Raw genomic sequence first — 11,697 nt, forward strand, 5'->3', positions numbered from 1 at the left:
CGAGCCTAGGCTGTAGAAGGTCAAAGGAGCTGTAGCGGTGGCTTTAGTCGAGCTTGAGGACAGCGAGGAAGGCTTTCTGCGGGATCTCTACGTTGCCGATCTGCTTCATGCGCTTCTTACCCTCTTTTTGCTTCTCTAGTAGCTTACGCTTACGGCTGATATCACCGCCGTAGCACTTGGCTGTCACATCTTTGCGCACCGCCTTGACCGTCTCACGGGCAATGATCTTAGCACCGATGGCGGCTTGGATAGCTATGTCAAACTGCTGGCGCGGGATGAGCTCCTTGAGCTTCTCGCACATGCGGCGACCGAAGGGGACGCTATTGTCAAAGTGCGTCAGCGTCGAGAGCGCATCGACGGGCTCACCATTGAGGAGGATGTCTAGCTTGACCAACTTAGAGGGACGGAAGTCACTCAGATGATAGTCAAAGGAAGCGTAGCCACGTGAGATGCTCTTGAGCTTGTCATAGAAGTCGATGACGATCTCCCCGAGAGGCAGATCGAAGTAGATCTCGACACGATTGCCACTGATGTACTCCTGCTTGATGAGGATGCCACGCTTGTCGAGGCAGAGCGTCATGATAGGACCGATATAGGCGGTGTCAGTGATGATCGTAGCGCGTATGTACGGCTCCTCGATATGATCGATCTGCATCAGGTCGGGCAGGCCAGACGGGTTGTGTACCTCGGTCACGCCACCCTTCTTGTCGTAAACGAGGTAGGAGACGTTGGGGACGGTCGTGATGACGTTCATATTGAACTCACGGTCGAGACGCTCCTGAATGATCTCCATGTGGAGCAAACCAAGGAATCCACAGCGGAAGCCAAAGCCTAGTGCTGCCGAGCTCTCAGGCGTAAAGGTAAGCGAAGCATCGTTGAGCTGTAGCTTCTCGAGCGAAGCGCGCAGGTCCTCAAAGTCTTCAGTGTCGATGGGGTAGACACCGGCGAAGACCATCGGCTTGACCTCCTCAAAGCCTGCGATAGCCTCTGAGGCGGGTCGCTGTATGTGGGTGATCGTATCACCTACCTTGACCTCTTTGCTGGTCTTGATACCAGAGATGATGTAGCCCACGTCGCCCGTGTTGACCCGATCTCTCGGCACCATGTCGAGCTTGAGTACGCCTACCTCATCGGCGTCGTACTCCATGCCCGTATTGATGAACTTGACCTTGTCGCCCTTGGCTATGGAGCCGTTGACAATCTTATAGTAGGCGATGATGCCACGGAAGGGGTTGAAGACGGAGTCAAAGATAAGCGCTTGTAGCGGAGCTTCTGGATCGCCCACAGGGGCTGGCACACGCTCTACGATGGCATCGAGGATCTCGTTGACACCCTGTCCCGTCTTACCACTGGCAAAGAGCACTTCGTCTGGATCTACTCCCAGCAAGCTGACGATCTGGTCCTGCACCTCTTCGGGAGAAGCACCGGGCAGGTCGATCTTGTTGACCACTGGTATGATCGTCAGGTCATGATCGATCGCCATGTAGAGGTTGCTGATGGTCTGCGCCTGTATTCCCTGCGAAGCGTCTACGATGAGTAGCGCACCCTCACATGCAGCTATGGAGCGAGACACCTCGTAGCTGAAGTCCACGTGTCCCGGCGTGTCGATCAGGTTGAGCGTGTACTCTACGTCATCCTTAGTATAGGACATCTGTATAGCGTGGCTCTTGATCGTGATGCCACGCTCACGCTCTAGATCCATATTGTCTAGGACTTGATCCTGCAGATCTTTCTTTTGGACGGTACCTGTGTACTCCAGGAGGCGATCGGCGAGGGTACTCTTGCCGTGATCAATGTGGGCTATGATACAAAAGTTACGTATGTGCTGCATGTGCTAAAGGGGTTCGTGCGCTAAGTAAAGGGCAACAGTGCTACAGTCTATCTGCTGTAAGTAAGGAAATAAAAGGCGATGCGACGCTACGGGGAGGGTCGAGGAGTCGATTACTCCTCCTCGTCCTCCATATTGGTGAAGACGTTCTGCACATCTTCATCCTCTTCGAGTCTCTCGATGAGCTTGTTGAGCTCTTCGCGCTCCTCAGCTGTGACAGGACGTGTATCCTTAGGTACGCGGATGAACTCGACAGAGCTAATCTCAAATCCTAGCTCCTCGAGCTTGGCCTGGAGAGCACCATTCTGAGAGAAGTCGCCCTCGATGACCCACTCCTCCTCGTCTTGCTCTATATCCTCCACGCCATAGTCGATCAAGTCTAGGATTAGCTCCTCCTGGTCTATCTCAGTCTTAGGCTGGACGTGGAAGACGCATCGGTGGTCAAAGAGAAATTCCAAGCTACCAGTCGTACCGAGGTTGCCTCCGAACTTATTGAAATAGCTACGTACGTTGGCGACCGTGCGGGTCGTATTGTCTGTTGCTGTCTCTACAAAGATAGCGATGCCATGCGGACCGTAGCCCTCATAGTTCATCTCCTTATAGTCGGTGTTGCTGTCCTTGTCGGTAGCTTTTTTGATAGCACGCTCCACGTTCTCCTTAGGCATGTTCTCCTTCTTTGCCGTCTGGACGAGGACGCGTAGTCGTGGGTTGGTGTCAGGATCAGGTCCGCCAGCCTTAACGGCAATAGTGATCTCCTTGCCTAGCTTCGTGAATACACGAGCCATGTTGCCCCAACGCTTTAGTTTGCGTGCTTTACGATATTCAAATGCTCTTCCCATGATTGGATTGGATACTTAACTATGTTAGTTGATTTATATGTCTGATGATTGGATTGTCTAGCCTAGTCTAGCGAAGCGTGGCGTGGTACTCCTGCTCGATGGCTTGCCAGATGCGCTTCATAGCAGCATCGATCTGTGCGTCTCGTAGGGTGCCCTTGTCATCACGTAGGTAGAAGCTCAAGGCGTAGCTCTTCTTGCCCGAAGGTAGCTCCTTGCCTGTGTAAACGTCAAAGAGCTCAACCCGCTGAAGTAGCTTACGCTCAGCCTTTCGAGCGGTACTAGCCAATGCTTCGTAGGTGATGTTGTTGTCGATGAGTAGCGCTAGGTCACGCTTCACCGTTGGGTACTTGCTCAGCTCCGTGCTGACCACCTTGTGCTGTAGCAGATGCGCCATCAAGGTGTCGCTGTATAGCTCGGCGTAGTAGACCGGTTGCTTGATGTCGCACTTGGTGAGCCAGTAGTTACTGATGACTCCTACGTAGGCGAGGCTCTTGCCCTCTCGATCGGTGTAGCAGACTACGTCACTCCATAGGTCGTGGCACTCGGCTGGTGTAGTCACCGAGTAGTCTTCTGTCGTAAAGCCCATGTGCGCTAGGAGCTTCTCGACCACCCCTCGTATCATATAGGGAGAGGTCGCTTCGCCTGGGGTCGTCCAGCTGTTGGGCATGAGCGTACCCGAGAGCCACAAGCCTAGTCTGTGAGCCTGGGTGTACTGGTCTAGGGGAGTAGTCGCCTGGTCGTTTTGCTTGTAGCGGTAGACGTTGCCCCACTCATAGAGTGCGCAGTAGGGTTGCTTGCGGTGCACATTGTCAGAGATCGTCTCTAGACCGCCCACGAGGAGGGTAGGGCGTAGCACGTTGAGCTCTTGGCTCAGAGGGTTCTCTATCGGTACGAGTTGGTTAGGGTCAAAAGCCTTTTGCCCCTCAAAGTATTGACGAGAGGTGAGCGAATTGTTCAATATCTCCCGATAGCCAAAGCCTGTGAGTAGCTCCGAAAGCTTGAGCTGAGCGTGATAGATATGGTCTTGGTCGCTCTGCTTAGAGAGACTCGCATGCACATAGCCCGACAGCGGGACGGCATTGTAGCCGTAGATGCGCAGTACCTCCTCGACGACATCCACTGGACGTGTCACATCGTAGCGATAGCGAGGCACTGAGATCGCAAAAGCATCACCCGCCACAGCCTTAGGCGACATCTCTAGAGCCTCCAAGATGAGTTGTAGCTGGTCAGCCGTCAGGTCGCGCCCGATAGCCCGAGAGACATAGTCGGTAGAGATCGTCAACTCTACGGGATCCAGGTGCTTACGATAGTGATCCACCGTCTCACCTGCTAATGTGCCTCCGCAGATCTCCATAATGAGGGATACCGCGCGCTGGAGTGCCCAGTCGGTCGCCTCGGGATCTAGTCCACGCTCGAAGCGGAAGGAGGAGTCGGTGCTCAGCCCGTGGCTTCGAGCAGCTCGACGTGTGATCGTCGGATTAAAGTTGGCAGCCTCTATAAATATGTCTGTCGTCTCCATCGTCACGCCCGAGTCTAGTCCACCCATCACGCCTCCGATGCAGAGCGGTGTGAGCTGGCTGTCACAGATCATATTCTCCATCCCTGTGAGCTTATGCTCTACGCCATCTAGCGTGGTAAAGGGCGTGCCTGCTGGTAGATGAGCTATGCGCAGCTGACCGCCAGCGATCTTCTGAGCGTCAAAAGCGTGTAGTGGCTGTCCGATCTCGTGTAAGACGAAGTTGGTCACATCTACTACCGCATTGATCGGACGCTGCCCGATGCTTTGGAGTCGCTCCTTGAGCCAGTCGGGACTCTCGACGCACTTCAGACCACGTATCGTCACCCCCTGGTAGCGGGGACAGTCCTCAGCGGAGACCTCCATCTCGACCTGTATGGCAGGTGCCTTTGCATCGACAGCCTGAGGCTTTGCGAGGGTCGGACGCTCTGCGCGGATTACCTTACCCTCACGATAGGAATAGTAAGCCGCTAGGTCGCGCGCTACGCCATAGTGCGAGGTCGCATCGACACGGTTAGGCGTTATGTCTATCTCTATGACGGTATCACTGGCTAGGTCAAAGTAGTCAGCCGCAGGTGTCCCAGGCTTCACCGTCTCATCGTCTAGTACCCAGATGCCAGAGCTGTCGGTGCCCATACCTATCTCGACTTGCGAGCAGATCATGCCCATACTAGACTCGCCACGTAGCTTAGACTTCTTGATCTTAAAAGCTTCACCATCGGGTCCATATAGAGTCGTGCCGACGGTTGCGACGACGACCGTCTGACCAGCAGCCACATTGGGTGCTCCACAGACGATCTGCACAGGCTCCTCCTCGCCGAGATCGACCGTGCAGATGTGCAGGTGGTCGGAGTTAGGGTGGGGGATGCAAGTGAGGGTGCGTCCTATGACGACACCACGCAGACCGCCTCGTACCGACTCGGTCTCCTCGACACCAGCCACCTCGAGACCGATGGCCGTGAGCGTCTCCGCTACTTCATTTGGATTATAACCCTCTAGACGAGGTAGGTATTGCTGTAACCAGTTGAAAGATATATTCATACGAATCAGACATAGGCTCTCTAGGAGCCGATGAATAGAGTTATAAAGCGAGACAGAAGAGACTAGTCGTGAGACTCAGTCTCTTTCTCTTTATTATTATATGGAGTGCTGTTACGCAGCTCGACCTTGGAGTATGGCCGTGGGAAGCCTTCGCCAGCAAAGAGCTCGGTAGCTCTACCGTTGAAGTCCCAGAAGAGATCCCACATATCCGCATTAGCGCACCATACACGGATCATGATCGTGTAGTTGCTCTCCGTCATATCCGAGATTACGGCTAGCACGCCTTGATCCTGTAGGATGCGTGGATCCTTGAGTAGCTCCGCCAGGAGGATGCTCTTAGCACGCTCGAATGGCACGTCGTAGTCCACGAGAAACTTCCACTGACACCGTCTAGTGGACATCTCGGAGGTGTTTTTGATCACGTTAGTGCTCAGATTACCATTGGGGAGGTAGATCTTCGTATTGTCCGTAGTCGTGATAGAGGTGTGGAAGATACCGATATCCTGTACCGTACCCTCGACATCTTGATAGACGATGTAGTCGCCAATGCGGAAGGGGTGCGTGATCAAGATGATAGCTCCACCGGCAAAGTTCTGCAACTGCCCTGAAAGAGCCATACCAATGGCAACACCGAGAGAGGCGAGCAAGGCGGCAAAGGAGACCGCTGCAAAGCCAAGGATATTGATCACCACGATAATCAGTACGATCCAAAGACCAGCACGTGCTACCGATCGGATAAAGTGTCGCAAGCCAAGTGCCTCGACACGCCTGTCCAGGAGTCGGGTGATCCCCTTCATGATAAGACCTATCAGCCAGCGACCTACATAGAATATGATAAGTGCTAGCAGTACGCGGATACCTATGTCAAGTGCTTTATCGACCCATGATCCGAGCGTGTCGGCTAGGTTAAAGTTGACGATACTATCGACGATCTCCTCCTTCGTCAGAGCCGTTGAGTCGGGGAGGATAATGTTTTCTGGATTTATTTCAGGCATACGTTTCTGTTTCGTTGGCGCTACCGCTCTTATTTGCGATAGCACCCAGTTAGCAGAGCCAAAGGTACAAAAAAGCGACAACCTAACCTCATCGCAAAGCATAGCGTAGATGCTTTCGTAAGGTGCAACACACTCAGTGCGTGTAGGTAAAAGCCCCATACTCACAGGGTCGGAGTATGGGGCTTCGCTTGCTTTGGAGCTATTTAGATGCTTAGCGTATCAGCTTGATCGTTGCTCCTGAGATAGAGAGTAGATAGCTTCCTGCGGGGAGCTCGCAAGAGAGACGTCCAGTCTGGTCCGTTACGCCATGTACTCGGAGTTGTCCTGCTAGGTCGTACAGCTCATAGCTCGTCTGGCTGTAGGGCGTCTCTATATCCCAGCCCGTAGCTGTCGGAGTAATCACCCAAACATTAGGACGATCGGTCACGGGAGCGACGCCTGTATCTTTCTTAAAGGCGTAAGAGACGAAGACGTTGTTGGACAGGACGAAGAAGTATATAGTCCCAGCCTCATCTTGTGCGGTGAGCTTGCTTGTACCCCACTTGCAGTAATCGGGTATATAGCCTTCGTCTGGAACCAGTACGATAGAGCCTCCTATTGACCTCCTGATAGGATCTGCAAAGTTGAACTTCTTGTCACCGGCTGCTATGTAAGCATGTCCATGAGGCTTCGTCGAGGCGTCAAAAATCTTGGCTGTCTCACACCCTTCGCTAGTGCTCTCGCTATCAGCGATCCAACCTTTGAGCAGAGCTTTGTCGTAGGTCGTAGCTCCTGGCGTGCCTTTGAGCTGCACTCGATAGCCTCCCTCGCTGGTGTCACCTGCGGGGGGTAGCTGTATGAGCAGGTCGTTGAGATCACAAGCGGTGAAGCTGTTGTCTCGTACGTCTAGGCTATGCAGATTGAGCGCCAGCCCTGCGTAGGGGATGAGCTGTAGTGCAGTGAGCTTATTGCCATTGGCCTTGATACGCTCTAGGTACTCGCTCTCGAGCTTTACCTTAGTAAGCTGACAATTCTCGATGTCTAGTACACGTAGCTTCTTATTGGCCGAGAGATCTAGACTCTCGCCGAAGGCATTGCCACTCAGTACGGCTATCTCCAGCTTAGGCAGAGATGCTAGAGCTAGAGCGGAGATCTGATTGTCGTTGCAGTTTAGGACGCTAAGGAGTGGTGTACGCTCTACTGCGAGTTGCGTGAGCTTGTTGTATCCGCAGTACAGCTCCTCTAGCTTAGGTGTAGCTGACAGTGATAGCTCGGAGAGCTTATTGTCCGTGATTTGTAGCTCCTTGAGGTTGGGCAGACGAGAGAGGTCTATCTGCTCGATCTTGTTGCGAGTGAGACGAAGAGCCTCAATTGTTGCAGCATCCTCAAAGGCTACTGCGACGATCTTGCTAGCCGTAGCGTCTACGAGAGTTACGGGACCATAGAGCTTGATCTTAGCCCCTAGGTCTACCTTCTTGGATACGGTAAAAGGCTCATTAGCCTTGGGGATCGTATAGTCGCTAAGCTGGCCACTGCCCCAGTCGATCTGCACCTTGGTCTCGGCCTTAGCTGCAGCTATCTGGAGAGATAGATCTATCTCATCAATGTCATAGCCATCCTCGTCTTGCCCCGGTGACTCCGTAGTCACAGATAGAGACATCGTCGTGGGCTTGTAGGGCAGTGTGATGTTATAAGTGTGCAGTCCGTTCTTGTAAAAGGCTAGCTCAGGATAGCCTGCGTTGAAGAGCTTGGCACGTACCGTAATCTGGTGCGTGGTAGGGTCTAGGAGAGACTCATCAAAAGTATAGACCCCAGGCTTGTCGCCAGCTACCACCTTGTCGGTAGGTATGGGCTGCCACTTATTGGCTGCATCCTTATAGTACCATGTGAAGGTCGTGGGTGTCGCTGCCTGCGCGATACCTTTGGCAGAGGCCATGTTGGAGAGATCGACCGTCATGTCTCGATACTGCGAGCGATCGACATGAGCGAAGTACATCTTCGAGACCTTAAAGTTGTCTAGTGGCGTCTCGTTGAGGTCTGGAAGCATATCGTAGGTAAAGGCGCAGAACTGCAGAGTCACCATCTCTAGATGAATCAAAGCCTTGCCCCCGATCAATTGACGAGGATATGCCTTGCTGCTGAGACCTGTGATGACAAGCTGCTTGAGAAGTGGCGTGTCGGTCAGATCGATGGTACGCAGCGTGGTACCTTGTAGTGATAGACTCTCCAGAGCTGTGCAGCCCGATAGGTCTAGTTCCTTTAGCTGTCTGCTATCGGGGCCAGGTAGTAACGGGGTAGCCCACTGGAAGGTCTTGAGCAAGCTTCTATTGGAAGGTAAGATGACTCGAGACACCTCAGCACCATTGAGCGTGATCTCCTCAAGCTTAGGACAAGCGGAGAAGTCTAGCTCTTCGCTCTCCATCAGGGGTGTGTAGTCACAGTTAAAGTGCTCTAGGAGGGGCGCAGCAATCTGTGTGACACCGTAGATAGCTTTGCTACTTGTAAAGCGTAGCGTGACTAGCTGATCTGCCGAGATGGCAATAGTGCGCTGTGTGTTACTAGGCTTTGCAAATGTGTGCTTAAAGGTTTGTAGCTTCTCAGCTTCGGGTTGCTCTAGTGTAGCGGTCTCACCGCCACCTAGGTCTATCTGAGCGGTCGCTCCTTGCTGAGCGAGGCGATAGACAAACGTGACCTCCGTGGCATCGGGCTTGACAAGCAGACGGACTGTCGCCTCTTGCGCCATAGAGGTTAGGATACTCAAGCAGAGTACGGGAAGGAGTAGAAGTCGCTTCATAAAATGTAATATAAAGGTTTGACAGTGCCAAGATACAAATTTTACTCCTCCCATACGACAATGCGATAGTATCCCTCCAACTCCTCAAACCTTACGAGCCACGATTGATAGGGAAGCCCTCCCGCTAACCATTATCTGTGGGGCATCATCGAGCGGGTAGGTTGTCCGCACTGTCTGTATCGTGCTGAATATGTTATATGTACGAGTTCCAAAAACAATTCCTCTCTTGGAACTTTTTAGTTCCAAGGGAGGAACTTTTTAGTTCCAAGGGAGGAACTCTTTAGTTCCAGCGAAGGAACTCTTTAGTTCCAGCGGAGGAACTTTTTAGTTCCAAGGGAGGAACTTGGAATTTCCAACGGTGGAAAAGAAAGTTTCCAAGGCTGGAAAGTTTTTGGAAACCTGTAGAGGAGATTCCTTATTGACAAAGTAGGATAAACACCCCCCTGTGTGAGCTTTAGAACAAGCTTATGACTTGAGATGTGGATAGGGGGGGGGACTAGTCGAAGGCGTTCCAGCCCTGAGCTTTGAGTTCGTGCTCGGCACGATCGGTCGATACCCAGCGGCACCCCTCGGAGGCCTCCGTAGCGTGTCCTATGATAGAGACACCCTCGATGGCCGATATTTGCCCGACCTGTGCCAGTGGCACGGTGAAGAGGAGCTCGTAGTCCTCCCCACCATTGAAGGCTGCCGTGATGGGCGACATATTCATCTCTTCGCAGAGAGCTATCGTCTCACGATCGAGAGGAAGTCGATCCTCAAAGACTCGCACACCTACCTGTGATCGCTCTGCTATGTGGAGCAGCTCGGAGCTCAGGCCGTCGCTGATGTCTATCATCGCTGTCGGCGTGACTCCCTGCTCGGCTAGCTTGCCACGCAACCAGCGCTGTGCTGACGGCATGAGCTGACGCTCGATCAGGTATTCGTATCCCTCGAAGTGTGGCTCAAACTCTTCTGTCGGTGCACTGAGGAAGGTGCGGTGCTCTCGCTCTAGTAGTTGGAAGCCCATGTAGGCTGCACCTAGATTGCCCGTGACGCAGATGAGGTCGTTGGGCTGAGCGCCAGAGCGCAGGACAGCCTCTCCCTTGGGGACAGATCCTAGGCATGTGATGCTGATGGCAAGCCCATTTTGCGAGGCGCAGGTATCTCCACCGACTAGGTCGACGTGGTAGTGCTGGCACGCTAGCTCGATACCTTTGTAGAGCTCTTCGATCATCTCGGTGGTGTACTTAGCTGAGATGCCTAGAGAGACGGTGATCTGCTGGGGGATGCCGTTCATGGCGCAAATGTCGGAGACGTTGACCACGACCGCTTTGTAGCCTAGGTGCTTGAGTGGCATATAGGTCATGTCGAAGTGTACCCCCTCGAGGAGCATATCGGTCGTGACCAAGAGCTCTTCGTCAGGCTGCATCTGTAGGATAGCTGCATCGTCTCCCACAGCCATGCGAACACGGTCGGGAGATGTAATGGTAAACTGCTCGGTGAGCTTTCGGATTAGTCCAAACTCTCCCAAGTCAGAGATCGGTGTATTCATAGATTATTCCTTTTCCTCGTTCCCCTCTTGCTCCTCTTTTTGAGCTTGCTCTGATGTGAACTGAGCTATATGGCTCATGACTAACTCGCGCAGATCCTCCTCTCCGTGAGACCTGAAGCGTACCTGTATAGGTAGTCGTAGGAATCGCTCACGTAGCTCAGGACTCATATAGGACTCTAGCTCGAAGATCTTGACGGCGTCCTTGTCGGTACAGAGGAAGACGACCTCAGAGCCACGCACTAGGTAGTCTGTCAAGATGTTTTCCCACGTGGTGACATTGCGCCTCGAGTAGTGATGATGATCTCCGTAGGGGAGTGTCACCACACGTGAGAAGCCTCGCTCTACATAAGCAAAGAACTCCTTAGGATGAGAGATCCCAGATATGGCGATGACAACCGCATTGGTGTCTATCTTGGTGGGCTCTGCATCTCTCTGGAAGATGGGCACGGGATCTTCATACTTTACCTCGCTAAAGAGGAGCTTCTGATGTGGGTAGAGATCTAACCGGCGCTCCGTAAAGGTGCAGTCTATCGGCTTGAGTAGGGTAGGACACTTGGTCACTACCACTACATTGGCACGATAGCGTGCACGTGCAGGCTCTCGCAGGCGTCCGGCGGGGAGCAGCACGTCATCTGTCATGAGCCTATTGTAGCTAGACAGAAGTATCGAGAGCGAGGGCTGCACAGAGCGGTGCTGGAAGCCATCGTCCATCAGGATCACATCGGGGCGCTGCGAGTAGGGCTGATTGACTAGGTAATTGATCGCTCGCACACGGTTGCCATCCACAACGATCTGAATCTTGTCGCCAAACTTACGTAGGAGTTGCGCAGGCTCGTCACCTATACGGCTGGCACTATCGCCCAGCTCGGCTACCTTAAGCCCAAAAGACTTGCGCCTGTAGCCACGCGAGACGATAGCTATACGCAGATCGCCCATAAGCATCCGTATGAGATGCTCTATCATCGGGGTCTTGCCCGTACCTCCTACGGCTAGATTGCCTACACAGATGATGGGTATGGGGAAGGTGTGACTCTTCAGACGCCCCATATTGTAAAGGCTATTGCGTAGCGACACGCCCGCTCCATAAATACCTGAGAGCGGTAATAGCCATCTATTGATCTTGGGTGTCTGATCCATACTATGCAGGAGTCGAGAGGGTAGTCCGTATTGCTCT

General features: G+C 53.1%; 7 protein-coding genes. All 7 read right to left on the reverse strand.

Annotated features, from left to right (window positions below; translation table 11 throughout):
* Positions 1-43: 43 nt before the first annotated feature.
* Entirely contained in the window at positions 44-1,831 is a 1,788-nt protein-coding gene (lepA, locus tag Q2J34_RS06835) for a translation elongation factor 4 (RefSeq protein WP_298888612.1), read from the reverse strand.
* Positions 1,832-1,941: 110 nt separating this feature from the next.
* Positions 1,942-2,667, reverse strand: a complete 726-nt coding sequence (locus Q2J34_RS06840; RefSeq protein ID WP_298543987.1) for a YebC/PmpR family DNA-binding transcriptional regulator — start codon at positions 2,665-2,667, stop codon at positions 1,942-1,944.
* A gap of 67 nt (positions 2,668-2,734) precedes the next feature.
* Positions 2,735-5,224 (reverse strand): phenylalanine--tRNA ligase subunit beta, encoded by a 2,490-nt coding sequence (gene pheT / locus Q2J34_RS06845; protein ID WP_300969645.1) that lies wholly within the window; start codon positions 5,222-5,224, stop codon positions 2,735-2,737.
* Between the two features lie 62 nt (positions 5,225-5,286).
* Positions 5,287-6,219, reverse strand: a complete 933-nt coding sequence (locus Q2J34_RS06850) for a mechanosensitive ion channel family protein (RefSeq protein ID WP_300969647.1) — start codon at positions 6,217-6,219, stop codon at positions 5,287-5,289.
* A 211-nt stretch (positions 6,220-6,430) separates the two neighbouring features.
* A complete protein-coding gene (locus Q2J34_RS06855; RefSeq protein WP_300969649.1) occupies positions 6,431-8,992 on the reverse strand; it encodes a leucine-rich repeat domain-containing protein in 2,562 nt (853 codons plus the stop codon).
* 496 nt (positions 8,993-9,488) lie between these two features.
* Positions 9,489-10,523: a thiamine-phosphate kinase gene (thiL, locus tag Q2J34_RS06860; protein ID WP_300969651.1), complete on the reverse strand. Its 1,035-nt coding sequence runs from the start codon at positions 10,521-10,523 to the stop codon at positions 9,489-9,491.
* Between the two features lie 3 nt (positions 10,524-10,526).
* Positions 10,527-11,660 (reverse strand): tetraacyldisaccharide 4'-kinase, encoded by a 1,134-nt coding sequence (gene lpxK, locus Q2J34_RS06865; RefSeq protein ID WP_300969653.1) that lies wholly within the window; start codon positions 11,658-11,660, stop codon positions 10,527-10,529.
* Positions 11,661-11,697: the final 37 nt, after the last annotated feature.

The sequence above is a fragment of the Porphyromonas vaginalis genome, from assembly GCF_958301595.1.
Classification (GTDB): domain Bacteria; phylum Bacteroidota; class Bacteroidia; order Bacteroidales; family Porphyromonadaceae; genus Porphyromonas; species Porphyromonas vaginalis.

What these genes read in the sequence shown, in the direction of transcription:
- lepA (WP_298888612.1), bottom strand. Translation starts at nt 1,831, where the DNA reads ATGCAGCACATACGTAACTTTTGTATCATAGCCCACATTGATCACGGC.
- Q2J34_RS06840 (WP_298543987.1), bottom strand. Translation starts at nt 2,667, where the DNA reads ATGGGAAGAGCATTTGAATATCGTAAAGCACGCAAACTAAAGCGTTGG.
- pheT (WP_300969645.1), bottom strand. Translation starts at nt 5,224, where the DNA reads ATGAATATATCTTTCAACTGGTTACAGCAATACCTACCTCGTCTAGAG.
- Q2J34_RS06850 (WP_300969647.1), bottom strand. Translation starts at nt 6,219, where the DNA reads ATGCCTGAAATAAATCCAGAAAACATTATCCTCCCCGACTCAACGGCT.
- Q2J34_RS06855 (WP_300969649.1), bottom strand. Translation starts at nt 8,992, where the DNA reads ATGAAGCGACTTCTACTCCTTCCCGTACTCTGCTTGAGTATCCTAACC.
- thiL (WP_300969651.1), bottom strand. Translation starts at nt 10,523, where the DNA reads ATGAATACACCGATCTCTGACTTGGGAGAGTTTGGACTAATCCGAAAG.
- lpxK (WP_300969653.1), bottom strand. Translation starts at nt 11,660, where the DNA reads ATGGATCAGACACCCAAGATCAATAGATGGCTATTACCGCTCTCAGGT.